At 65.9% G+C, this 24,202-nt stretch carries 22 protein-coding genes and 1 pseudogene; 10 read left to right on the top strand and 13 right to left on the bottom strand.

What is annotated here, in order from left to right:
* Positions 1 to 2: 2 nt before the first annotated feature.
* From THSYN_RS27840 to THSYN_RS27830, 3 genes are all read right to left on the bottom strand, one after another.
* The gene (locus tag THSYN_RS27840) at positions 3 to 3,386 is read right to left on the bottom strand and encodes a hypothetical protein (protein ID WP_100921991.1); all 3,384 of its coding nucleotides are present in this window, start codon (positions 3,384 to 3,386) and stop codon (positions 3 to 5) included.
* A gap of 150 nt (positions 3,387 to 3,536) precedes the next feature.
* The gene (locus tag THSYN_RS27835) at positions 3,537 to 5,183 is read right to left on the bottom strand and encodes an alpha/beta hydrolase (protein WP_100921990.1); all 1,647 of its coding nucleotides are present in this window, start codon (positions 5,181 to 5,183) and stop codon (positions 3,537 to 3,539) included.
* A gap of 16 nt (positions 5,184 to 5,199) precedes the next feature.
* Positions 5,200 to 5,385: a hypothetical protein gene (locus THSYN_RS27830; protein WP_100921989.1), complete on the bottom strand. Its 186-nt coding sequence runs from the start codon at positions 5,383 to 5,385 to the stop codon at positions 5,200 to 5,202.
* 250 nt (positions 5,386 to 5,635) lie between these two features.
* On the opposite strand from THSYN_RS27830, the gene THSYN_RS27825 reads away from it, so the two are divergent.
* Positions 5,636 to 6,319: an SOUL family heme-binding protein gene (locus THSYN_RS27825; RefSeq protein WP_100921988.1), complete on the top strand. Its 684-nt coding sequence runs from the start codon at positions 5,636 to 5,638 to the stop codon at positions 6,317 to 6,319.
* A complete protein-coding gene (locus THSYN_RS27820; protein WP_100921987.1) occupies positions 6,316 to 7,947 on the top strand; it encodes an alpha/beta hydrolase in 1,632 nt (543 codons plus the stop codon). The genes THSYN_RS27825 and THSYN_RS27820 overlap by 4 nt, the downstream gene beginning before the upstream one ends.
* Positions 7,948 to 8,079: 132 nt before the next feature.
* Here THSYN_RS27820 and THSYN_RS37065 read toward each other — a convergent pair.
* From THSYN_RS37065 to apaG, 4 genes and pseudogenes are all read right to left on the bottom strand, one after another.
* Positions 8,080 to 8,364 (bottom strand): annotated as a pseudogene (locus THSYN_RS37065) (DUF805 domain-containing protein); the annotation flags it as partial.
* Between the two features lie 360 nt (positions 8,365 to 8,724).
* On the bottom strand, positions 8,725 to 9,480 hold the full coding sequence (locus THSYN_RS27815; protein WP_100921986.1) for a TSUP family transporter: 756 nt from the start codon (positions 9,478 to 9,480) through the stop codon (positions 8,725 to 8,727).
* Positions 9,481 to 9,513: 33 nt separating this feature from the next.
* Positions 9,514 to 10,359 (bottom strand): symmetrical bis(5'-nucleosyl)-tetraphosphatase, encoded by an 846-nt coding sequence (locus tag THSYN_RS27810; RefSeq protein WP_100921985.1) that lies wholly within the window; start codon positions 10,357 to 10,359, stop codon positions 9,514 to 9,516.
* Positions 10,360 to 10,408: 49 nt separating this feature from the next.
* Positions 10,409 to 10,783, bottom strand: a complete 375-nt coding sequence (gene apaG, locus THSYN_RS27805; RefSeq protein ID WP_157817982.1) for a Co2+/Mg2+ efflux protein ApaG — start codon at positions 10,781 to 10,783, stop codon at positions 10,409 to 10,411.
* A gap of 404 nt (positions 10,784 to 11,187) precedes the next feature.
* Here apaG and THSYN_RS35035 point away from each other — a divergent pair, with 404 nt between their 5' ends.
* Entirely contained in the window at positions 11,188 to 11,355 is a 168-nt protein-coding gene (locus THSYN_RS35035) for a hypothetical protein (protein ID WP_172965350.1), read from the top strand.
* A complete protein-coding gene (locus tag THSYN_RS27800) occupies positions 11,352 to 12,314 on the top strand; it encodes a Gfo/Idh/MocA family protein (RefSeq protein ID WP_100921983.1) in 963 nt (320 codons plus the stop codon). Before THSYN_RS35035 ends, THSYN_RS27800 begins: the two co-directional genes overlap by 4 nt.
* A gap of 346 nt (positions 12,315 to 12,660) precedes the next feature.
* Here the strand turns inward: THSYN_RS27800 and dtd are convergent, their stop codons facing one another.
* From dtd to THSYN_RS27770, 6 genes are all read right to left on the bottom strand, one after another.
* Complete coding sequence (gene dtd, locus THSYN_RS27795) at positions 12,661 to 13,098, bottom strand: D-aminoacyl-tRNA deacylase (RefSeq protein ID WP_100921982.1); 438 nt, start codon at positions 13,096 to 13,098, stop codon at positions 12,661 to 12,663.
* Positions 13,095 to 14,057, bottom strand: a complete 963-nt coding sequence (pip, locus tag THSYN_RS27790; RefSeq protein WP_100921981.1) for a prolyl aminopeptidase — start codon at positions 14,055 to 14,057, stop codon at positions 13,095 to 13,097. Before pip ends, dtd begins: the two co-directional genes overlap by 4 nt.
* Positions 14,058 to 14,336: 279 nt before the next feature.
* Positions 14,337 to 14,786: a transcriptional repressor gene (locus THSYN_RS27785; protein ID WP_100921980.1), complete on the bottom strand. Its 450-nt coding sequence runs from the start codon at positions 14,784 to 14,786 to the stop codon at positions 14,337 to 14,339.
* A complete protein-coding gene (locus tag THSYN_RS27780; protein WP_100921979.1) occupies positions 14,776 to 15,660 on the bottom strand; it encodes a metal ABC transporter permease in 885 nt (294 codons plus the stop codon). The genes THSYN_RS27785 and THSYN_RS27780 overlap by 11 nt, the downstream gene beginning before the upstream one ends.
* Positions 15,661 to 15,895: 235 nt before the next feature.
* Positions 15,896 to 16,636, bottom strand: a complete 741-nt coding sequence (locus tag THSYN_RS27775) for a metal ABC transporter ATP-binding protein (protein WP_100921978.1) — start codon at positions 16,634 to 16,636, stop codon at positions 15,896 to 15,898.
* Positions 16,633 to 17,616, bottom strand: coding sequence for a metal ABC transporter solute-binding protein, Zn/Mn family (locus THSYN_RS27770; protein WP_100921977.1), 984 nt, complete (start codon positions 17,614 to 17,616; stop codon positions 16,633 to 16,635). Before THSYN_RS27770 ends, THSYN_RS27775 begins: the two co-directional genes overlap by 4 nt.
* Before the next feature lie 34 nt (positions 17,617 to 17,650).
* On the opposite strand from THSYN_RS27770, the gene THSYN_RS27765 reads away from it, so the two are divergent.
* The 6 genes from THSYN_RS27765 to THSYN_RS36340 all read left to right on the top strand — a co-directional run bounded on the left by THSYN_RS27765 (position 17,651) and on the right by THSYN_RS36340 (position 23,943).
* Positions 17,651 to 18,601 carry an Rpn family recombination-promoting nuclease/putative transposase gene (locus THSYN_RS27765; RefSeq protein WP_100921976.1) on the top strand — a complete coding sequence of 317 codons (951 nt, stop codon included), beginning with the start codon at positions 17,651 to 17,653 and terminating at the stop codon, positions 18,599 to 18,601.
* A 342-nt stretch (positions 18,602 to 18,943) separates the two neighbouring features.
* Positions 18,944 to 19,879 carry an Rpn family recombination-promoting nuclease/putative transposase gene (locus THSYN_RS27760; protein WP_157817981.1) on the top strand — a complete coding sequence of 312 codons (936 nt, stop codon included), beginning with the start codon at positions 18,944 to 18,946 and terminating at the stop codon, positions 19,877 to 19,879.
* Between the two features lie 353 nt (positions 19,880 to 20,232).
* Positions 20,233 to 21,180 (top strand): Rpn family recombination-promoting nuclease/putative transposase, encoded by a 948-nt coding sequence (locus THSYN_RS27755; protein WP_100921974.1) that lies wholly within the window; start codon positions 20,233 to 20,235, stop codon positions 21,178 to 21,180.
* 402 nt (positions 21,181 to 21,582) lie between these two features.
* The gene (locus tag THSYN_RS27750) at positions 21,583 to 22,626 is read left to right on the top strand and encodes an IS630 family transposase (protein WP_100917916.1); all 1,044 of its coding nucleotides are present in this window, start codon (positions 21,583 to 21,585) and stop codon (positions 22,624 to 22,626) included.
* A 55-nt stretch (positions 22,627 to 22,681) separates the two neighbouring features.
* Positions 22,682 to 23,377 carry an Rpn family recombination-promoting nuclease/putative transposase gene (locus THSYN_RS36345; RefSeq protein ID WP_236848728.1) on the top strand — a complete coding sequence of 232 codons (696 nt, stop codon included), beginning with the start codon at positions 22,682 to 22,684 and terminating at the stop codon, positions 23,375 to 23,377.
* 122 nt (positions 23,378 to 23,499) lie between these two features.
* Positions 23,500 to 23,943, top strand: a complete 444-nt coding sequence (locus THSYN_RS36340; RefSeq protein WP_236848727.1) for a DUF4351 domain-containing protein — start codon at positions 23,500 to 23,502, stop codon at positions 23,941 to 23,943.
* Positions 23,944 to 24,202 lie beyond the last annotated feature (259 nt).

Raw genomic sequence — 24,202 nt, 5'->3', positions numbered from 1 at the left:
GGCTATGGCACGCAGTTCGGCCGCGTGCAGAGCAGTCGCAGCAGACGCAGGTCCACCGCGTTGATGGTACCGTCACCATTCAAGTCCATCGGGTCGCCGGCCCCGGTCGCGGGCATGTTGCGGCGGGCCATCAGGCGATCGATGTCGTCGCGATCGACATCGCCGTCGCCATCGAGATCGCCGACTAGAGGCGCGACGAAACCCTCGAATAACCCGGCCGCATAGGCTTGGGTATCAGCAACATTGGTGCTGACCAGATTGGCGCCCTTCTGGCCGTACATCAAAAGTCCCCGGACATAATAGGGTCCGGCAATGCCGTTGGCGCCGATGGTCGTACCGGAGAAGCGCAGGTTGATAGTCTTCAGTCCGGCGCCGAGGCTGCCTTTACCTGAATAGAAGCCGATTTCCTTACCGTTGACGTCGAGCAGGCGGGCACTCCACTGGTAGGTATCGGCGACCGCGATATCAACTTGGACGGCCACGCTCAAGATGTCATACCGTGTATTTCCATTAGAGTCGATTCCCTGGTCCGTGCTCACTCCGGTCAGGCGGAGCGCGCTCGTGCCGCCGCTGCGGTCGAAATCCGTGTAGCGGTGCGCGGTGGTCTGTTGACCAAGCCGCACGCCGTCCAGGGTCTCCTGGGTCCCCGGGTCTCTCAACGTGATAGCGATCAGGTAGGGCCCATCGAGTTGTTGCGCGTAGATCTCGGGGCCGAGGAAATCCAGTTGTAGGTTCTGGACGCCCGCCGACAACGTCATGAGCCGTTCGGTGACCACTGCCGAGGCCCTGGCGACGTCGTGCAAGGTTCCTGATACAAGGTAGGTCCCGGGTGCCCGGACATCGGCCCCGAAGGTCACCCGCAGCAGATCGAACAACCCGTTTGCGTTGGAATCCACCCCCTGATCGGTCAGTGTCCCGTTCGGATCGATGCGCCCCTCGAAGTCGCCGTGGCGATAAGCCTGGGTCACACCCGCCAGGTCATCCCGGGACCCGGTGTCCGGGTCGAGCAGGGACACCAGGGCGTCATAGGGTCCATCCTGATTCGAGCGGAAGATCGCGACGCCGGAGAACGGCACTCCGACCGTATGCTGACCGGGGGTCAGGGTCACGGTGGTGGAGCCGTTCACCACGGTCTCACCATCCTTCATCAAGGTGCCTTGCAGGATGTATTCGCCGGCTGCAGCGACCTCCACCTCGACCTCGACTTGCAGGATATCGAATCGGCTGTCGCTGTCCGTATCGGTGGTACGGTCAGTCAGCTGGCGGACGCGCGCGGACCGCTCACCAAACCGGGTATGGGCGTAGGCCGGGGTCGCGAAGGTTCGCTCATCGACGCTGTTGCCCAAGGCCGTGACCTTGAGGTCATAAGGACCGTCCTGTCCGGATTGAAAGATCTCCTCGCCGGAGAATCTGAGCACGGCGGTGTAAAGTCCGGGAGCACCGGTGATGGTGTCGCTCGTTGGCTGAGGGGTGGAAAGTCTGGGTTGGGTCGATACCACCTGGCCGTTCTTCTCCAGGGTCCCGGAGATCAGGTAGGTCCCCGCGGTGAGTACCTGGATCTCGACGTTTGCAATCACTGCCTCGGCGATACCGTCGTTATTGTCATCAACGGTGTCGTAGGAGGCATTCCCGGTGATTGTCAATTCGGTGCTGGTCGGTGCGACTGCCATGGTTTCCCCGGTTGCCAGTGGCGAACCACCGGCCGCGACCTTGTACGCCTTGGTCACACGCCAGTGATCGTAGGCCGGCGAGGTTTGGGAATAGATATTCTTACCCTCGTGGGTCCTCTCGAAGGTGCCGTCCGCATCAGCGCCCATCGTACCGGTGAGATTCCATTCGATGAAGGCGTCATCGGTTGCATAGGTGCGGTTGAAGGTCGCGTCATAGTAGACAGGACCACGCGTGCGCAAGCTATGGCTGGCAAACAGATAGCGATCATAATCCTGTGTATTCTTCGGGAACGGCTCCACCGTACCCGTGAAGGCGGGGTCGAGAGAAGCACTGGCACGAGTCACGAAATTGCCGTCGTTTATCCCCTTTTTCGGGTAGTCGCCAAGGCCACCGACACCCAAGGTCGCGGCCATATTATCGAACACGTCGCTGAAGACATAGCAGTCGGAGTAATCGCATGAGATCGGGTCGGCCGAGAGTTCGGTCCAATGGCATAGTTGCGCGGGGCCAAAGTCATAGCCATAACGCCAGTGCGTCTGGCCGTAGTTGTAGGTGCCGGCGAGCAGCGCTGTCAGAATCTCGCTTTCTGCGCTCTTGCCGGCCGCCCAGGCGGTAGCCAACGCATACCAGGACAGGCGTGGGTTGCCGACCTTGAACAAGGGGCTGCGCTTGGTCACGAATAACTTGCGCGTCACCGTCCGGTATGCCGTGCCATCGAGCAACACTTCGAGATTGACGTCGTAGGCACCAACCTGACCCGGCATTTCGAGCGTGACGTCGCCGGTCAGGCCGGTCCAGGTCTCGGTGCCCTGCAAGCTGGTGCCGGTAATCGACCAGTTGACCTCGACCTCCGGACCGACGCTGCTGCCACCGCTCGGGCAGGGTTTCAGTGTGACACGCAGCTTCGCCTCCCCCGCGACATTCCCGAATCCCGACTCGGATGAGCCCGCGAACGGGTACTGATCCTGCGGGCCGATCGTTTGAGTCATATTGCAGTCAGCGTCGGCGACCTCATCGTAGATCACGTCGATGGTGGCGGTAGACGCGGGGGCGTTGACCGTAATCCTATTGGTGGCACCCGCGACCGGTTCGAGTTTGAGTCCGTACTTCACATCGATGGGCAGGACCAAAGCGACCCAGTCAGCGGACATGCACCATCGGTTGGTGCTTCCAGCCGCGGTGTCGATGCGGATTTGCACGCGGTTGGCGGCGGGCGTGACGGCGCTACCCGCGGCCACCGGCGCCGGAAACTTCAGTTTGCGGACATCGATGGCGAAGGTGTTGAGCTTCCAGATATCGTCGCTGCCAGTGAAATACCCGAGAAAGTTCCCGTTGAGGTAGAACTCGTCCTGCTCGTCCGGGGCGTCGATGTCGTAGGCGGGGAGTATGACCTCAACCGTTGACGGGATCAGGCCCGCGGCGATCAAGGCGTTGGCGTCCTGGAGATAACCATTGGCGTCGACCGCGCCGACGGGGTGATCGATCAAGACGTCGATCGTCAGCGGGTGTTCGGGGTCCCTCTCGAAGGTGCAGCCGGTGTCGAGTCCAGGGCTGTCGTCGGTGACGAAGGTATTGTCGGTGGGTGGGTCGAAGGGAGAGGTTCGCGTGCTGAAAGGTGTAGCGGCAGCCGACGCCCCGCGACCCTGTTGCGCCCAGTCGTTCTGGTCCTGAGCCGGTGCCTGGCTCGTCAACAGCAGTGCAACAAGCGCCAACACGGCAGGCGCCCTCGGTGATCTCGAAAGTGCTCTATCCACGTCACAACCCTCATGCTTGGAAAACAAAGGTCGATTCTGTGAGTCGGCTCGGTAGAGGCTTCAGCCGCTTGCGAGCCTGGCCGCGGCGAATACTCTGACGCCGATTGACCGCTACCGCGCGAACGGTGAAGCATCCGCCGCGCACCGGGCGCCGACGGGCGGGACCAGTCCGTCGATCAGATAGGACACGATATGCTCCTGCGCACAGCGGTTGGGGTTGAGCAGCACCGTGTGCCCGAAGCCGTCGACGCTCAGCAGATAGCCGTTGGCCAGTTCGGCGGCCATGCGTTGCGAGCTGGAGTAGGGGGTGGCGGGGTCGAAGGTGTTGCCGATCACGAGGACCGGCAGGGTCGCGGTGGTCCAGGGTCCCAGGTAGCGGTTGGCCGATGTGACCGACCAGCCGCGGCACAGGGCCGCGAATGGCCAGATGTTGGGTCCGGCGCGCCGGTAGGACGCCCGGGCCGCGTTCGCGTACCCCGGCGGCGTCGCGGGGTTGGGGCTCTCCCCACAGACCACGGCGGCCTGCCGGCCCAGGCTCGTGGTGTAGGTGCTCTCGGTCGGGGGCGTTGCGGGTGCCGGGGCCGGGGCCGGCGGCTGGGTGCTCGCGCCGGAGCGGCCTTGCGCGGCGGTCCAGACCCGCTGCACGAATTGCGCGACGGCGACATAGCCGGGGAAACGCTCAAAGCCGGGCACCGGGCGCGTGGTGTCGAGCGCGCCCTGGACATAGGCGAGCAGCGAGCGGGCATCGACGCTTTGACCATCGAGCGTCACGGGGCGGGCGGCGAGGCGCGCCAGCAGCTTGTTCCATTTATCGCGGGTCGCCGCGGGCGAGCGGTCCGCAAAGGCGCAACCGGCCGCGCCGACCCGGCCGCACTCGCGCATGAAGGCCTTCACGGTGTCCGCGGCGCCGTGGTCCGAGCCGATCCGCAGGAAGGTGGTCAGGGTTCGCGCGTCGCGGTCGTTGCCGGCCCAGGCCCGGGGGGAGACGGCGCCGTCCAGGACGGCCGCCCGGACCCGCTGCGGAAACATGTTGATGTAGGTCGCCCCGAGGAAGGTACCGTAGGAGGTGCCGTAATAGCTGATCTTCTCCTCGCCGACCGCGGCGCGCAGCAGGTCGAGGTCGCGTGCGTTGTCGGCGGTGGAGACGTGCGCCATCAGTCGGCCGTCCCGGCGGACGCACCGTTGGTTGAGCCTGGTCCGGGCGTTGATCGACTGGGCCAACTCCGGCGAGGACACCGGGATGGACGTGAGATCGCCGAAGGTCTTGGCGAGGAAGTCGCGTTCCGCCTGGGCGCTGTCGAAGCACTGGACCACCGGGGTAGTGCCGCCCCCCATGCCGCGGGGGTCCCAACTGACGATGTCGAAGCGGCGTCGGACCTGCTCGGGAAAGCCATCGATGGCGATCGGCAGGTAGGCGGTGCCGGCATCGGAGGGGCCGCCGGGGTTCCAGAACAGGGTGCCGATCCGGCTGCCCGGGTCCTGCGCCTGGTGCCTGATCAGGGCGAGGCGGAAGGTCGCGCCGGTCGGCTGCGCATAGTCCATCGGCACCACGGCGCTCGCGCAATCAAAGCCCTGCGGTAGGGGCGCGGCGCAGGGTTGCCAGGCGATCACCGGCACGGGCACGGCGGGTGCGGCGGCGCCAAACGGGGGCGCCAAGGTGGCGGTGATCACCACCGCGGCCGTCGCAATCCGTTGCCGGCCCGGCCGGCCGGGGCCTCGGATACGCTGCTGCACCGCGGACCTTGGGCGGCTGGTCATTGATACCTCAGGAAGATCAGTGATCGCCGGTGAATGCCGCGCCGGGCGCGGCCGCGGCCTGGTGCGTCGCCAAGGACCCGATGCGGGCCCCCTGGTTCTCCTGGCCGCAGGCGTCACCGGCGTGGGCCGGGATCAGTGAACCGGCCAGGATCAGGCCCGCCAGCAGGCCGGCGGTCAGTAGGGCAGAGGTGTTGATGGTCATCTTGGGTGCCTCGTTTTCTATGGGTGGGTTGCCGGCCGGGGGGGGCGGGCCGCCGCACTTGAACTTCCTACCAAAACATTGGGGCATAGCGGCGGGCGACAAGGCGCGGGGCGGTCGCGTTGACCTGCGGTCCGGACCTGTCAGCTCGGGTTTGCACAGGTCGGCGCTGGCCCCCATATACCAGGATCGGGGTAAGGGTCTCGCGAAGCCGCGGGGCCATCCCCCCAATCCTGTCCCCGAGGTCTCCCCGATGAAGATTACCCTGATCGTGCTTGGTGTTCTGCTCTTGCTCGCCGTGGCGGGGATGGCGGTGTTCGTCTTCGTCGTGCAGAACGTGGAGCAGCCGGCCTATGAGTCGATTACGCTCGACGGCGCCTTCGAGGTCCGCGACTACCCGCGCCTGGTGGTGGCGGAGGTGCGCCGCGGCGGACCCCGCCGGGAGGCACTGAGCGCCGGGTTCGGTCCGCTCGCCCGCTACATCTTCGCCAAGGAGCGCGCCGGCGAGCGGATCAGCATGACGGCCCCGGTGACCCAGCAGCGACCTGAAACCATCGCGATGACGGTCCCGGTGACCCAGTCGCGCGACTCGGCCGGCGACTGGGCGGTGCGCTTCATCATGCCGGCCAGCTATGACCTGGATAAGCTGCCCGCCCCGGCGGGGACGGACGTGAGCCTGAGCGAGATTGCGCCCCGGCGGGTCGCGGCCATCCGCTTCAGCGGGTCGGCCACGGACGAACTGATGGCGGGCAAGGAGGCCGAACTGCGCGCCTGGCTGGCCGCCCGGGGGCTGACCCCCGCCGCCGCGCCGGTCTACGCCTATTACAACGACCCCTTCACGCCAGGCTTCCTGCGGCGTAACGAGGTCCTCATCGACCTGACCGAGGGTGTCGGCACCAAGGCGGCGCCCGCGCCGGTGACGGGGGTGGCACCATGACGGCAGCCATCGACAAGGCCGCGGCGGCGGGCCGGTTCGGGCGCGTCGCCGGCATCGCCTCGTTGCTGGTCGCACTCCTGGCCCTGGCCGCTATCGGCACCGGACTCTGGCGCCTGCACTCGGCCACGGCGGGACTCGCGATCGAGACGCTGCGGGTCGGGCAGATCCCGGTCACCGTCTATCGCCCGGCGACGGCAGGGACCGAATCCGCCTCGGCGCCGGTCGTCGTCATTGCCCACGGTTTCGCGGGTTCCCAGCAGTTGATGCAGCCCTATGCGGTGACCCTGGCCCGCAACGGCTATATCGCCGTGACCTTCGACTTCCCGGGTCATGGCCGCAACCCGGCGCCCTTCGTCGCCCGCCTGGAGGACGAGGAGCGCCGGGTCGGGGTCCTGCTGGGGGCGCTCGAGCGGGTGGTCGGGTTCGCGACGGGGCTGCCGGGGGCCGACGGGCGCCTCGCGCTGCTCGGGCACTCCATGGCCGGCGACGTACTGTTGCGCTACGCCACCGCCCACCGCGACCAGGTGGTCGCCTCGGTCCTGCTCTCGCCGTACATCTCGGCGAGCGCCCCCCGGACCGAGCCGCGCGATGTCCTGTTCGTCTTCGGCGCACTGGAGCCCGCGATGCTCCACCAGGCGGGCCGCGAGGCCGTCGCCGCGGCGAGCGGGTCCCAGGTCGCGGACGCCGCCGCGGTGCAGCCCGGCATCATCTATGGTGACCTGGCCGACGGCAGTGCCCGGGAACTGGTGCTGGCCCCCGGGGTCGAGCACATCGGGGTGCTCTATGGGCAGGGCGGCCTCGGCGCCGCGCTGGACTGGCTTAACCGGGCCCTGGGGCACCGCGGCGGCGGCTTCATCGACGCCCGCGGCGGCGCGCTCGGGCTGCTCTTCCTGGGCATCGTGGCGCTGGCCTGGCCCCTCTCAAGGCTGCTGCCGCGCGCGGCCACCCGGCCGCTGGGGGCGGGGCTGGGTTGGCGGCGGCTGCTGCCGGCGGCCATCGCGCCCGCGGTGCTCACGCCGCTGATCCTGCGGGTGCTGCCGAGCGACTACCTGCCGATCCTGCTCGGGGACTATCTGGCCCTGCACTTCGGGGTCTATGGCCTGCTGACCCTGCTGGGCATCTGGTTCACATCGACGCGTGACGATGCCGCTGCCGCTCCCGCCGGGTTGCCGCCGGCGCCGGGGCTGGTCCTGTGGTCGGGCCTGGTGGTCGGCACCCTGGCCGCGTCCGCCTACCTGACCTTGGCCATCGCGTTGCCGCTCGACCAGTATGTCACCGCCTTCATGCCCGGGGCCGGGCGCCTCTGGATCGTGCTCGGCATCCTGCCGGGGACCCTGGCCTATTTCGCCGCCGACGGCTGGCTCACCCACGGGGAGGGGTCGCCTTGGGCCGCGCCGATCCTGACCAAGACGCTGTTCCTGGTCTCACTGCTGGGGGCGGTGGCCCTGAATCTCAGCCAGCTCTTCTTTCTGATCATCATCATCCCGGCGATCCTGGCCTTCTTCCTGCTCTACGGCCTGATCGGCGGCTGGGTCTATCGCCGCACCCGTCACCCGCTGGTGGGGGCCATCGCGATCGGGCTCGCCTTCGCCTGGTCCCTCGCCGTGACCTTCCCGGTGGTGGACTGAGTCACCCGCCTGATCGGGTCCCGGCGACGGGACCGCGGCCGGCGCGGGCCGGTCGCGGCGGGCAAAGAACCCGCCCGGAATGAACAGCAGGGCCAGCACCAGGATGCCGTTGAAGGCCCCATTGACCTGATTCTCCAGGCGCATCAGTTCCAGGCTTGGGGGCAGGGCATAGCCGAGCCCGGCGCTCGCCAGGGCGATCAGCAGCAACACCGACCAGCCGGGCAGGCCCATGTCACGGATGCGCTTGGCCGCCAGGTTGAACTGCGCAAAGACGAAGAGCAGGCAGAAGAGCGCAAAGCCGACGAGCAGGGCCGGGGCTATGTGTTCCAGCAGATAGCCCTGGGCGGTCGCCAGGTCATCGAAGATCAGGGGTTCCGCCAACCCGATCCCGAAGGCGAGACCCAACCCGAAGAGCATGAACAGGACCCAGAGCAGCAGCCAGAACCCGAGGAACGGCAGGCGCGCCAGGCGCCCGGTGGTCAGGCCGCCAAGAAAGGCTCGAAACATCGGCGATACTCCGGGTAGGGTGCATAGGGCGGCCGGCGGGTTTCCCCCGCGGCCGTGCGACAGACTAGTTCTACGCAGCGCAAGTCGTCAGACCAGTGGCGTAGGGTGCGCCGTGCGCACCTTCCAACGCTGCGGTTGAACGAAACGTCTTGAGCCTGGGCCAGCGCCCCGGTGCGCGCGGCGCACCCTACGGGTACACGCTTTTGCCAAAGGTCCGAGCATTTCCATCCGGGTGTAATAGTATCGCGAAGGGCAAATTCCGATCCTGACCTAACCGAACTGCCCCCACAAGAGCTTGGCGGAGATCGCGAGCGACACGACCACCAGCACCGGTCGGACCAGGGCGCTGCCGTGACGCAGGACCAGGTGGGAGCCCAGCCAGGCACCCAGCAACTGGCCGGCCGCCATCACCAGCGCCACCGGCCAGACAATGTGCCCGCCCGGCAGGAAGACCAGCAGGGCCGCGAGGTTGCTCGCGAAGTTCAGGAGCTTGCTGTGGGCGGTGGCACGCCGCAGGTTGTACCCTTGGAGCGCCACATAGCCCATGGCGAAGAAGGTGCCGGCCCCGGGGCCGAAGAAGCCGTCGTAGAAGCCCAGGCCCAGACCCAGGGTCAGGGCGAAGGCGACCGCCCCCAGGCGCCGCCGACTGTCCAGGTCCGACACCCGCGGCGAGCGCAGGAAATACAGGGCGAAGGCGATCAGGAACACCGGGATCAGGCGCCCGAGGAAGGCGCTGTCCAGGCGCTGCACCAGGAGCGCCCCGAGTGCGGCGCCGCCGAAGCTGCAGGCCGCCGCCAGGGCCGCCGCCCGCAGGTCGACCTGCCCCTTGTGGATGAAATTCAGCGCCGCGGTGCCGCTGCCGAAGACCGCCTGCGCCTTATTGGTGGCGAGCGTCGCCACCGGCCCCAGCCCCGCCCACAGCAGGGCCGGGATGCTGATCAGACCGCCGCCCCCGGCGATGGAGTCCACGAACCCGGCCAGCAGGGCGACCAGGAACAGCAGGCTCAAGACCTCGATGGATGCCATGCGATAGGATGCCCGAGCATACCGCGCGCGCCTTCAGTCCCCGCTCTCCCCCGGCGTCAGATAACCCTCACAGGGCAGATGCACGGGTTCGATGGGTTTGGACTTGCGCACCCGCACGGCGGTCAGGTTGCCGCCCCACAGACAACCGCTGTCGATGCCCCACACATTGTCCTGGTCCCAGTAGCCCAGGGCCGACCAGTGACCGAAGATGATGCGCGCATCGCGACTCTTGCGGCCCGGGCACTGGAACCAGGGCACCAATCCCTTGGGGGCGCTTGCCAGGGGCCGCTTTTCCTTCAGGGCCAAGGCCCCGTCGGTGGTGCAGTAGCGCAGTCGTGTCAGGGCATTGGTGATGAAGCGCAGCCGCTCGATGCCGGTCAGGTCCGGGCGCCAACGCTCCGGTTGGTCGCCATACATGGCGAGGAGAAAGTCCTGCCAGTGTGCCCCCCGCAGGGTTTCTTCCAACTCGCGGGCCAGGGTCTGGGCCACGCCGAGGGTCCATTGGGGCGCGAGTCCGGCGTGGATCAGGGTGTAACCCTTGGCGGCGTCGTGATGTAACAGCGGCCGGTGGCGCAGCCAGTGGAGCAGTTCGTCACGGTCCGGGGCACTGAGGACCTCATCGAGCGTGCTCTTCCTGGCGTGCCGTTCGTTGCCGGCGGCCAGGGCGAGCAGGTGCAGGTCATGGTTGCCCAGGACCACGATCGCGCAGGCGTCCAGGGAATGGACCAGGCGCAGCACACCCAGGGACCCGGGCCCCCGGTTGACCAGGTCGCCGGTGAACCAGAGGCGGTCGGCGGCGGGGTCGAATTTCAGGCGCTCAAGCAGCCGCTGCAACTCCAACTCGCAGCCTTGAATGTCTCCGATGGCGTAGGTCGGCATAGGTTCTGCGGCGACGACGGTGCCGGCTGGCCTGGCCCGGGCGCGCCGGTCAGTGGAGCCGGGCGAGGGAGGCGAGCGAGAAGGCCGGGATCTCGGCGTCGAACCGGGTCCCGTCGTCGCCGACCATGCCGTAGCTGCCGTGCATGCACCCGACCGGCGTGGGCAGGATGGTCCCGCTGCTGTAGCGGAAGCGCTCGCCGGGCTTCAGGTGAGGCTGCTCGCCGACCACGCCCTCACCGCGGACCTCCTGCACCTTGCCGTCGGCGTCGGTGATGATCCAATGGCGGTCGAGCAGACGGGCCGGCTCGCTGCCGTCGTTTTCGATGGTGATGGTGTAGGAGAAGGCATAGCGCCCCTCCACGGGGGCCGACTGTTCCGGCTGAAACTGACTGCGGGCCAAGACCTTGATCGAATGACGCTGCACTTGGACCTCCATCGGGGTGGTGCCGGCGGGAGCGCCGGCGACGGGTGACTGAGCGCCGCACCGGGACGGCCGGCGGCAGAGGCCGGGGCCGCACGGCACGGACGGCGGGCGGATGCCCGTCTGCCAGGCCCCTAAGAGTACCCTACCGGGGGCGCTCCCAGGAAGCCGAACCGCCCCGGGGACGGAGCGGGGGCCGGTGAAATGCCGCGGCGGCCCGGCAGGCGCCAAGGTGCGCGAATGCAAGCAGACAAGCGCCAAGGAACGCGTGATAATAGCCGCCGCGGGCACGCGGTCCCGGGAAACGGCGGTGATTCAGGGCACTTCAGTCGGTTTCCCGATCCACAGTGTCTTTGCGTTGTAAACTCTTTTCTTAATCTTCAATCGACGTGATGTTCGGTACGTCCATGACCTACAAACGCAGCCGGCGGAAACCCGATCTGTTCTCGCTCCTATTGATCGTCGTGACCCTCGGCATGTCCGTGACCCTCGCGTATCAGATCAACGTCTATTACGGTGGGGCCCCGGTCCCGATCGCCCGCCAGGGGCCGGCGGTCGGCGGCGTGGGCGGGTGAGGCCGCACGCACCGGCCGGACCTGGGTCAGACCGGCTGCGGGTCGCCGTGGTCGGCGTCGGCTATCTGGGCCGGTTCCACGCCCTGATCTACGCGCGGATGCCCGAAGTCGCACTGGTGGGTCTGGTCGACGCGGATCCGCAACGCGCCCAGGCCGTGGCGGCGGAGGCCGGTTGCGCCGTCTACGATTCGCTCGCGGACCTCGCGTCGCAGGTCGACGCGGTCAGCGTGGTGGTACCGACGACGGCCCACCTGCAAGCGGCGGAGCCCTTTCTGCGCCGTGGTTGCGCCGTCCTGATCGAGAAGCCCATTGCCGCCACCCAGGCGGAGGGTGCGGCGATCGTCGCGCTGGCCCGTGACCACGGGGCACTCCTCCAGATCGGACATGTAGAGCGCTTCAACGCGGGGGTCATGGCACTCGCGCAGCGCATCACGGTCCCTCGCTATATCGAGGCCCAGCGCATGGGCGGCTTCACCGAGCGCGCCACCGACGTGGACGTGGTCTCGGACCTGATGATCCACGACATCGACATCATCCTGGCCCTGATGGGGTCTGAGATCACCGCCATCTCCGCGGTCGGCGCGGCGGTGCTCACCCCCCATGTCGACATCGCCAACGCCCGCCTGGAGTTCGCCAACGGCGCCGTGGCCAATGTGGTCGCCAGTCGCGTCTCCGACAAGCAGACCCGGCGCATCCGCGTCTTTCAGTCCGGCGGCTACCTGTCGCTCGACTTCATCGGCCAGACCATCGACCACGCCTGGCTGCGCGAGGTCCCCGGGGCCGCCCGCCCCGAGATCGCCCGTGAGCGGCTCCAGGTGGACGCGGTCAAGCCCTTGGATGAGGAATTGGCCGCCTTCGTCGCGAGTGCCCGCACCGGCCACCCGCCGCTGGTGGACGGGGCGATCGGACTCAAGGCGCTGGAAGTGGCCCTGGAAGTGCGCGCCCGCATCGGGTGCTGAGGAAGGGCCGCCCTACCGCCACATACTCTTTCAGCGGTTCCACATACATTTCGACGCCGTGCCGACGCGGTATCGGGCCGGCGAGCCAAAGCGTTAGCTGATGGACATCCTAGTACCTTATTTCGCCTAACCTTGCGTCGCTCAAGCCCCGAAGGGGCGCGACATACCAGCCCAGGGCAAGGCCCTGGACGGATAACAGACCCCAGCCCTGAAAGGGCGTGACATAAGGAACCCCGCCGTTGTGTCACGCCCTTTCAGGGCTAAACCGAAAAAAGATTGAGGCTCGCATCAGGCCATTGTTGCAGCGAGGCGGTATTGCTGCAAACGGCGCGTCAAGGCGTCGGTCTCAAGCCTCCAGCCAAAAGGTCACAGGCCCATCATTGACCAGACTGACCTGCATATCCGCCCCGAAGCGGCCGGTCGCAACCACCGGGTGGGCGGCGCGGGCACGTTCCACCAGGTGATCGAACAACAACTCTCCGACGGCGGGCGGTGCCGCGCTGGTGAAGCTCGCGCGGGTGCCCTTGCGGGTGTCGGCGGCCAGCGTGAATTGCGGGACCAGGAGCAGGCCGCCGCCGATCTCGCGCAGGCTCAGGTTCATCCGCCCGTCGCTGTCGGGGAAGACCCGGTAGCCGAGCAGGCGCTCCAGCAGGCGCTCGGCGCGCGCCGGCGTGTCGGTCGGCTGCACCGCGACCAGGACCAGGAGGCCGCGGCCGATGGCGCCGATGGGCGCGGCGTCCACCTGCACCTGGGCCTGGGTCACTCGCTGCAGCAGGCCGATCATCCCAGTACGCGCGCAAACTGGTCCGTGGCGGTCACCAGCGCGGCCCGGATGCCGGGCTCAAAGGCGGAGTGACCGGCGTCCGGGATGACCCGCAACTCGGCCCTGGGCCAGGCCTGATGCAGTTCCCAGGCGGAGCGCATGGGGCAGATCAGGTCGTAGCGGCCCTGGATGATGACCCCGGGGAGGTCGGCGAGCCGGCCGGCGTCTTCCAGCAGTTGGTTGGGGCGCAGGAAGGCGTCGTGGACGAAATAGTGGCACTCGATGCACGCCAGGCTCAGGGCCAGGTGGGCGTCGGCGAAGTGGGCCTGGATGTCGGGGTTGGTGAGCAGGGTGGCGGTGCGGCCCTCCCAGATGGACCAGGCCTTGGCGGCGGCCAGGCGCCCGATCTCGTTGGCGCCGGTGAGTCGCTGGTGGTAGGCGGCCAGCAGGTCGTGGCGCTCCGGCGGCGGGATCGGTGCCAGGAAGTCGGCCCAGTAGTCGGGGAAGACCTGGTTGCAGCCCTCCTGATAGAACCAGCGGACCTCCGCCGGCCGGCACAGGAAGATCCCGCGCACCACCAGGGCCAGCACCCGCTCCGGGTGGGTCTGCGCATAGGCGAGCGCGAGGGTGGAGCCCCAGGAGCCGCCGAAGACCAGCCAGCGCGCGATACCGAGCCGCTCGCGGATGCGCTCCAGGTCCGCCACCAGGTCCCAGGTGGTGTTGGCCTCCAGGCCCGCGTGGGGGGTGGAGCGACCGCAGCCGCGCTGGTCGAACAGGATGATCCGGTAGCGTTGGGGGTCGAAGAGGCGGCGGTGGGCGGGCTCGCAGCCGGCCCCCGGACCGCCGTGCAGGAACACTGCGGGGATGCCGTCGGGGCGCCCGCACTGCTCCACGTAGAGCCGATGACCATCGCCGACGGGCAGTTCGTAGGTGGCATAGGGGGTGATCGGGGGATAAAGGTCGCGCTGGGTCTTGTTCATGGCCGCCAGGATAGGGGGCGCGCCGGTTGGCCGCAATCGGGCTGACGTGAAACCTGGTCGGACAATGCCTACAACCAGCGGCGAAGATGGCTGACGCGGGGTCCGGCGGGTCCGGACAGCCGCAATCGGGAACCTGCACGATACTGAAGTTGTCGCCACCTGGTACCCAGGGACGGAAGAACCGCCCACCGGCGGTTGCGTAGACCACACCAGACCAAGCAGCGCGACACCCCCGCCGCGGGACGCGACGGGGGTTTTTGCTCTGCTGCCCGCAGCGGCTCAGCCATCCTTGGCGGCACAGTCGGCGCAGGTCCCCATCACCTCGACCACCCGCCGCCGCGGCGCGAAGCCGCTCCCGCTGGCGAGCCGCGCGAGGCTCTGCTGGACCGCCGCGTCCTCGATCTCGGTGACGCCGCCGCACTCCAGGCAGATGAGAAACTCGCTCAGGTGCGGCCGCCCCGGGTGGTCGCAGCCGACCCAGGCGTGGAGGCTCTCGAGCCGGTGGATCAGGCCCTGTTCCAGCAGAAAGTCCAGCGCCCGATAGACCGTCGGCGGGGCCGCCGGGCGCGGACCCGCGCGCAGCGCCTCCAGGATCTCGTAGGCGCCGACGGGTCGGCCGGCCGCGCACAGGATCGCGAGCACCCGGCGGCGCTGCTCCGTCAGGCGCACGCCGCGCTCCCCGCACAGGGCCGCGGCGCGGGCGAGCGCCCCGTCGGTGTCAGGGTTCATCGGCCGACAACCCCGGCGCGGTGGAGCGGCCCGACCCGGTCACCCGTCGCGCCCGCCGCGCCCGGTACAGGCCGCTCGCGAGCGCGGACAGCACATAGACCGCGCCCGCGAGCAGGATCATGGTCGGGCCGGCCGGCAGATCGGGGCCATAGGACAGGGCCAGCCCGGCGGAGGTCAGGGCGGCCCCGAGCAGGGTCGCGATCCCCATCATGCCCCCCAGTGAGTGCACCCAGTGACCGGCGACGGCGGCCGGCAGGGTCAGGAGCGCAATCACCAGGATCAGCCCCACCACCTGGATCAGCAGCACCACGGTCACCGCCACCAGACACAGCAGCAGCAGGTAGAAGAAGGTGACCGGCACCCCGCGCAGGCGGGCGAATTCCTCATCGAAACTCACCGCCAGAAACTGCCGATAGAACAGCACCACGGTCAGCACCAGCCCCAGGTCCAGCCCCGCCATCAGCCACAGGTCCCGGCGCGGCACCAGCAGGATGTTGCCGAACAGATAGCTCATCAGGTCCGCGCTGTAGCCCGGGGTCTTGGCGATATAGAGGATGCCGATCGCCATACCGATGGCCCAGATGGCGCCGACCAGGGTGTCCTCCTGGGCGCTCCAGGCGAGGCGCACCACCCCGATGATGAGCGCCGCCGCCACCGCCGCCAGCAGGGCCCCGAGCAGCGGGTCGAAGCCGTAATAGAGCGCCGCCCCCATGCCCCCCAGGACCGAATGGGCGATGCCGCCGGCCAGAAAGGCGATGCGCTTGACGACGACATAGGTCCCGATCACCCCGCAGCCGATACTGGCCAGGAGCCCGGCCAGGAGCGCCGTGCGCAGGAAGGCGTGCTCGGTGAGTGCGTTCAGGAACTCGGTCATGGTTCAATCCCGACAGTCATTGCGATACAGATCACCGGGAAAAAAACTCTTCGGATTAACTCAGAAAGAGCATTTATCCACAGATGAACACAGATGAACACAGATGATTTATTGGCTTACGCTTGGTCGGGGGCTCACCTTGCGGGTGATTGTGACAGTAGCAATAAGCGCATGACAGTTCAAGGAAAATCTGTGTTCATCTGTGTTCATCTGTGTTCATCTGTGGATTTTATGATTAATGGACATGCGCCACCGCCCGCACCGCGCCCGGATAGAGCCGGTGGATCAGGTCGCCATCGATCGCGGTGGTGTCGTGCGCAATCAGGGTGCGATTGAGGCAGGCCACCCGGTCGACATAGGCGGAGATAAAGGCGATGTCGTGCGAGACCACCAGGATGGTCAGGCGCGCCTTCAGCCGCGCGAGCAGTTCAAAGATGTCGCCCTCCATGCGTTGATCGATGTTCGCCGTCGGTTCGTCCAGGATCAGGATCTGCGGGTCGCTCACCAGGGCGCGCGCCAGCAGGACCCGCTGCAACTGGCCGCCGGAGAGGGTGCCGATCCGCCGGGCGGCAAGGTCCAGGGCCTCGACCTCGGCCAGGGCGAGCCGCGCCGCCGCCCGGTCCGCCGCCCGGTACCAGCCCAATTGTGCGCCCAGTCCGCGACCGAAACCCAGGCGGCCCATCAGCACCACCTGCTCGACCGAGATGGGAAAATCACGGGCAAAGGTCGGGTACTGGGGCACATAGCCCAGGCGCCCGCGCGCCTGCCGCGGCGGCACGCCCAGCACACGGATGTGCCCCGTCTGGGGGACCAGCAGCCCGAGGATCAGCTTCAGCAGCGTGCTCTTGCCGCCGGCATTGGGTCCGACCAACCCGACGAACTCGCGTGCGGCGATCGTCAGATCGATGTCCGAGAGCACCGGCGCGTCGCCGAATGAAAAGCCCACTCCGCGAAGCTCGATGACCGGCGCGCTCACGGGGTCTGACCCCCGGCGATCACCCCGGTCACCCGGCGCAGGGCGCCGAAATAGTCGCCCGACAGCGGGTCCACCGACTCCACCCGCCCACCGATCGCCTCCGCCACCTGCTGCGCCGCCCGCGGGCTGAACTGGGGTTGGGTCAGCACCGCCCGCACCCCGGCGGCGCGGGCCGCGTCGATCAGGCCGGCCAGGGCGCGCGGGCCTGGCTCCTTGCCCTCGAACTCGATGGCCACCTGGGTCAGTCCATAGGTGTCCGCGTAATAGCCCCAGGCCGGGTGAAAGACCAGGAAGCGGCGCACCTGCAGGGGCTTGAGCTGGTCACGGATCTCCGTATCCAGGGCGTCCAGATCGGCGGCGAAGCGCGCATAGTTCGCGTCGAAGAGAGCCGCCTGCCCCGGGCGCAGGTCGCTCAGGGCGGCGCGGATCGCGGCCCCGATAGACTTCACCAGCGGCGGACTGGTCCAGACGTGGGTGTCCAGGGCGCCGTGGTCGTTTCCGTGCTCGTCATCGTGGTCGCCGTGCCCATGGTCCGCGTCGCCCTCAGGCCCCGGGGCGGGTTGGACCTGGTCATGGGGCCGCAGCGCCAGGCCATCGCGGACATCCAGGACCCGTAACCCCGGGTTGGTCGCGCGGATGCGCGGCAGCCAGGCATCCTCCAGCGGCACGCCCACGCGCACATAGAGTTCGGCGCCGACCAGGTCCGCCACCTGCCTGGGCGTCGGCTCGTAGGCATGAGGGTTCTGACCTGGCCCAACCAGCGACTGCACCCGGACCTGATCGCCGCCGATCCGCTCCACGAAGGTCTGCAAGGGCACCACGCTGACGAAGACCGGCAGCGGCTCGGCACCCGGCGCGCCGTCCGCGGCACCGCCCGGGCCGCACCACCAGAGCAGGGCGAGGGCCAGGGCCGGGGCAAGGGCGCGCCCCGCGCACCGCGCCCGCGGACGGTGGAGATTGCAGAGTGGAGCGAGCGACATAGGCAACGTCCGGTCAGGAGTGGGGTTGGATGGAATGATATCTTATAACAGCGTCGACCGGCGCGAGAGCTTCGGCCGCCGTGAGATCGCCGTGGACTTCCTGCGCCACCATCTGCCGGCCGAACTGCTGGCCGAGATCGACCTCGAAACCCTGGACATCTCCAAGGATACCTACGTCTCGGCCGATCTGCGCTCGGCTTATTCGGATCTGGTCTATCGCGTTCGCCATCGCGATGGACCCATGACGATCTACGTGCTGTTCGAGCACAAGAGCAGCCCCGAATACTGGACGCTGCTGCAGTTGCTGCGCTACCTCGCGGCGGAGGGCGACGCGTACCGCAAGCAACACCCGCAGGCCCGCCGGCTCCCGCCGATCTATCCGCTGGTGATCTATCACGGCAAAGGACGCTGGCGCGCACCCCGCAACTTCCACGACCTGATCGCCCCGTTGCCGACGGCGCTGCTGCCCTTCGTGCCGCGGTTCACCTACGCGCTGCACGACATCTCCGCCCGCACCAACGCCGAGATCAAGGGCGCCGTGCTGACCCGTCTGGTCCAGTTGGCGATGCGCTGGATCTTCAGCAAAGAGCCCCTCGCGCGGTTGGGCAATCTACTGACGCTGATCGAGCAGGTCGAGGACCGGACCACCGCGTTGGAGATCCTGGAATCCCTGCTGCGCTACTATGTCCAAGGCACCGGGCGCGTGGAAGAACGCGACGTCCGCGCCCTGTTGGAACAGAACCCCACGGGAGACCCAATCATGCAAACCTTTATCGACCGCTATATCGAGCAAGGCAGACAGGCGGGTAGACAGGAGGGCAGACAGGAGGGTGGGGCCGCTATCCTGCTGCGGCTGATCGACCGGAAGTTCGGCCCCCCGAGCGAGCCGGTGCGCGCACGCATCAGCAGCGCGGACCCCGACACCCTGCTGCGCTGGTCGGACCGCATCCTCACCGCGGACAGTCTGGACGCGGTGCTGCATTGATCTGCACCGGCGACGGCTTGCGCAAGATCTCAACGATATTAGCGCGTTGCGCGATAACCCAGCCCCGGTTTTCTTGAGAATCAGCGACCGTCCGCCCGATTCTTCCAGGCTCCGCTTGGTACTGGAGCGTTTCGGGCAGCAGGCTGGCCGCGCCGCAAGACACTGTTCTCATGAGGTTTCGCGCGTAACTTAGCGCCATTCGAGCCGGGCCCGTTTTCCCCTGTTTGGGTCGCCGACCTGCTCAGCGGCATGGCCCACGAGGACTGGGCCGATCGTGTCTTGGTCGGGCCGCGACTCGCTGACGCTTGCGCCGCCAAGGCGCCGCGATTAATCTCCGATGCCATGGACGACATCGCCACCCCCCACGACACCTACTTCCGCGAGAGCTTCGGCCGCCGGGAGATCGCCATCGACTTCCTGCGGCACCACCTGCCGCCTGAATTACTGGCCGAGATCGACCTCGAAACCCTGGAAATCTCCAAGGACACCTACGTCTCGGCCGATCTGCGCTCGGCCTACTCGGATCTGGTCTATCGCGTTCGCCATCGCGATGGACCCCTGACGATTTACGTGCTGTTCGAGCACAAGAGCAGCCCGGAATACTGGACGCTGCTGCAATTGCTGCGCTACCTCGCGGCGGAGGGCGATGCCTACCGCAAACAACACCCGCAGGCCCGTCGGCTCCCGCCGGTCTATCCGCTGGTGATTTATCACGGGAAAGGACGCTGGCGCGCACCCCGCAACTTCCACGACCTGATCGCCCCGTTGCCGACGGCGCTGCTGCCCTTCGTGCCGCGGTTCACCTACGCGCTGCACGACATCTCCGCCCGGACCAACGCCGAGATCAAGGGCGCCGTGCTGACCCGTCTGGTCCAGTTGGCGATGCGCTGGATCTTCAGCAAAGAGCCCCTCGCGCGGCTGGGCGACCTGCTGACCCTGATCGAACAGGTCGAGGACCGGACCACGGCCCTGGAGATCCTGGAATCCCTGCTGCGCTACTATGTCCAAGGCACCGGGCGCGTGGAAGAACGCGACGTCCGCGCCCTGTTGGAACAGAACCCCACGGGAGACCCAATCATGCAAACCTTCATCGACCGCTACATCGAGCAAGGCAGACGGGAGGGTGAGGCCGCTATCCTGTTGCGGCTGATCGACCGGAAATTCGGCCCCCCGAGCGAGACGGTGCGCGCACGCATCAGCAGCGCGGACCCCGACAGCCTGGTGCGCTGGTCGGACCGCATCCTCGCCGCGGACAGTCTGGACGCTATGCTGCATTGATCTGCACTGGCGACGGCTTGCTCAAGATCTCCACGATATTAGCGCGTTGCGCGATAACCCAGCCCCGGTTTTCTTGAGAATCAGCGACCGTCCGCCCGATTCTTCCAGGCTCCGCTTGGTAGTGGAGCGTTTTGGGCAGCAGGCTGGCCGCGCCGCAAGACACTGTTCTCATGAGGTCTCGTGCGTAACTTAGCGCCATTCGAGCATGGCCCGTTTTCCCCTCGTTTTCCCCTGTTTGGGTCGCCGACCCGCTCAGCGGCTTGGCCCACGAGGACTGGGCCGATCGTGTCTTGGTCGGGCCGCGACTCTCGGACGCTTGCGCCGCCAAGGCGCCGCGATTAATCTCTGACGCCATGGACGACATCGCCACCCCCCACGACACCTACTTCCGCGAGAGCTTCGGCCGCCGGGAGATCGCCGTAGACTTCCTGCGGCACCACCTGCCGGCCGAACTGCTGGCCGAGATCGACCTCGAAACCCTGGAAATCTCCAAGGACACCTATGTCTCGGCCGATCTGCGCTCGGCTTATTCGGATCTGGTCTATCGCGTGCGCCATCGCGACGGACCCCTGACTATCTACGTGCTCTTCGAGCACAAAAGCAGCCCCGAGTACTGGACGCTGCTGCAATTGCTGCGCTACCTCGCGGCCGAGGGCGATGCCTACCGCAAACAACACCCAAAGGCCCGGCGGCTCCCGCCGATCTATCCGCTGGTGATTTATCACGGCAAAGGACGCTGGCGCGCACCCTGCAACTTCCATGACCTGATCGCCCCGCTGCCAGCGGTGCTGGCGCCCTTCGTGCCACGGTTCACCTACGCGCTGCACGACATCTCCGCCCGGACCAACGCCGAGATCAAGGGCGCCGTGCTGACCCGTCTGGTCCAGTTGGCGATGCGCTGGATCTTCAGCAAAGAGCCCCTCGCGCGGTTGGGCAATCTACTGACGCTGATCGAGCAGGTCGAGGACCGGACCACCGCGCTGGAGATCCTGGAATCCCTGCTGCGCTACTATGTCCAAGGCACCGGACGCGTGGAAGAACGCGACGTCCGCGCCCTGTTGGAACAGAACCCCACGGGAGACCCAATCATGAAAACCTTCATCGACCGCTACATCGAGCAAGGCAGACGGGAGGGCAGACAGGAGGGTGAGGCCGCTATGCTGCTGCGGCAGATCGACCGGAAATTCGGCCCCCCGAGCGAGACGGTGCGCGCACGCATCAGCAGCGCGGACCCCGACAGCCTGCTGCGCTGGTCGGACCGCATCCTCACCGCGGAGAGTCTGGACGCGGTGCTGCATTGATCTGCATTGGCGACGGCTTGCGCAAGATCTCAAAGATATTAGCGCGTTGCGCGATAACCCAGCCCCGGCTTTCTTGGGAATCAGCGACCGTCCGCCCGATTCTTCCAGGCTCCGCTTGGTACTGGAGCGTTTCGGGCAGCAGGCTGGCCGCCCCGCAAGACACTGTTCTCATGAGGTCTCGTGCGTAACTTAGCGCCATTCGAGCCTGGCCCGTTTTCCCCGGCCGATCTGCGCTCGGCCTACTCCGATCTGGTCTATCGCGTACGCCATCGCGACGGACCCTTGACGATCTATACTTGCTATAGGCATAGGTTGCGGTATTATAAATAGCATTTTCCCTGCTGCCCGAGCAAGCTAGGGAGGTAGCCCCTCCCAATCTTTGAATTCTTATGGAGCCATGACATGTACAATTGCGAGTTCCCTAATCGAGATAAGGATATCATTGAGAAGGCTCGTCTCTACGATTCATCTCCGGTAATTCGCAAGCGCATGAGTATTCTTTGGTATAAGTCACTTGGATATTCTAATCATGAAATCGCTCGGCTTAGCAGTGCTTCTGGAAATACGATTATAACCACGATTCGTAGCTATATAGATGGTGGGCTCGACAAAGTTATGAAGCGGCGACCGTATCGCCCTCAAAGCGAATTACAAGACCACCGTTATCTCCTAAAGAAACATTTTTCTGAACATCCGCCTGGCAGCTTAAAGGAGACCGCTTCTGAAATTGAAAAACTAACCGGTATCAAGCGTAGTCTCGGTAGCGTTCGCACCTTCTTGCTTTCTATCGGCATGTATCGGAGAAAAGTCGGGATGGTTCCAGCAAAAGGTGATCCCGACGAACAGGAAGCATTTATAAACAACAAGTTACAACCAATTCTGAATGAGGCGATAGCCGGGAATCGTCACGTCTATTTCGTTGATGCCGCCCATTTTGTACTTGCTCCATTTTTGGGTTTCCTGTGGTCATTTACGCGCCTATTTATCAAAGCGCCTGCTGGCCGTAAGCGATTTAATGTCTTGGGTGCCCTGAATGCTGTGACCCATGATATCGTCACGGTCACCAATGATACATATATTGACGCGATCAGTGTTTGCGCGCTCCTACGTAAGATTGCTGCATGTCACATTGGCGAAGCCATCACACTGATTTTAGATAATGCAAAATACCAAAAATGTCGCATTGTGGCTGAGCTTGCACAAGAGCTGAAAATCGATCTGCTTTATCTACCTCCCTACTCACCAAATCTTAATCTGATCGAAAGATTATGGAGATACGTAAAGAAAAAAGCACTTTATTCAAAATATTACGAGGATTTTCCGAAATTCAAGAGCGCAATATCAAACTGCTTGAGCGATGCGAACGCTCAATGCAAAAGCGAAATGAAGACCCTGTTTTCTTTAAAGTTTCAGCGCATTAGAAAATCTCAAATAATTTCAATTTAGAGTATACGTCCTGTTCGAGCACAAGAGCAGCCCGGAATACTGGACGCTGCTGCAATTGCTGCGCTACCTCGCGGCCGAGGGCGATGCCTACCGCAAGCAACACCCAAAGGCCCGGCGGCTCCCGCCGATCTATCCGCTGGTGATTTATCACGGCAAAGGACGCTGGCGCGCACCCCGCAACTTCCATGACCTGATCGCCCCGCTGCCAGCGGTGCTGGCGCCCTTCGTGCCACGGTTCACCTACGCGCTGCACGACATCTGCGCTCGCACCAACGCCGAGATCAAGGGCGCCGTGCTGACCCGTCTGGTCCAGTTGGCGATGCGCTGGATCTTCAGCAAAGAGCCCCTCGCGCGGTTGGGCGATTTACTGACGCTGATCGAGCAGGTCGAGGACCGGACCACCGCGTTGGAGATCCTGGAATCCCTGCTGCGCTACGATGTCCAAGGCACCGGACGCGTGGAAGAACGCGACGTTCGCGCCCTGCTGGAACAGAACCCCACGGGAGACCCAATCATGCAAACCTTTATCGACCGCTATATCGAGCAAGGCAGACAGGCGGGTAGACAGGAGGGCAGACAGGAGGGCAGACAGGAGGGTGAGGCCGCTATGCTGCTGCGGCAGATCGACCGGAAATTCGGCCCCCCGAGCGAGACGGTGCGCGCACGCATCAGCAGCGCGGACCCCGACAGCCTGGTGCGCTGGTCGGACCGCATCCTCACCGCGGACAGTCTGGACGCGGTGCTGCATTGATCTGCACTGGCGACGGCTTGCACAAGATCTCAACGATATTAGCGCGTTGCGCGATAACCCAGCCCCGGCTTTCTTGAGAATCAGCGACCGTCCGCCCGATTCTTCCAGGCTCCGCTTGGTCGATGCGCTGGATCTTCAGCAAAGAGCCCCTCGCGCGGTTGGGCAATCTACTGACGCTGATCGAGCAGGTCGAGGACCGGACCACCGCGTTGGAGATCCTGGAATCCCTGCTGCGCTACTATGTCCAAGGCACCGGGCGCGTGGAAGAACGCGACGTCCGCGCCCTGCTGGAACAGAACCCCACGGGAGACCCAATCATGCAAACCTTTATCGACCGCTATATTGAGCAAGGCAGACAGGCGGGTAGACAGGAGGGCAGACAGGAGGGCAGACAAGAGGGCAGACAGGAGGGTGAGGCCGCTATGCTGCTGCGGCAGATCGACCGGAAATTCGGTCCCCCGAGCGAGACGGTGCGCGCACGCATCAGCAGCGCGGACCCCGACAGCCTGCTGCGCTGGTCGGACCGCATCCTCACCGCGGACAGTCTGGACGCGGTGCTGCATTGATCTGCACTGGCGACGGCTTGCGCAAGAAACGTTGGACCTTCCCCCGTTTCCGCTATTCCCGGCGGGTCGGGCTTGGTCATGGTTCCGGCCAGCCGCGGCGCCGGCCCGCTGGAGTCCAAGGCTTCAGCCTTGGATCTACAGGCCAAGGCTGAAGCCTTGGACTCCAATTGAGCATCGCTGGCCGGAACCATGATCAAGGCCGGCGGGTCGGGCTTGTCAGGAGGCCGGATTTTTTCGATCCCGGCCCGTCTTCTCCTAA

The sequence above is a fragment of the Candidatus Thiodictyon syntrophicum genome, from assembly GCF_002813775.1.
GTDB classification, from domain to species: Bacteria; Pseudomonadota; Gammaproteobacteria; order Chromatiales; family Chromatiaceae; genus Thiodictyon; species Thiodictyon syntrophicum.
The sequence above is the reverse complement of the archived record's forward strand: the minus strand, read 5'-3'. Positions and strand labels throughout refer to the sequence as shown.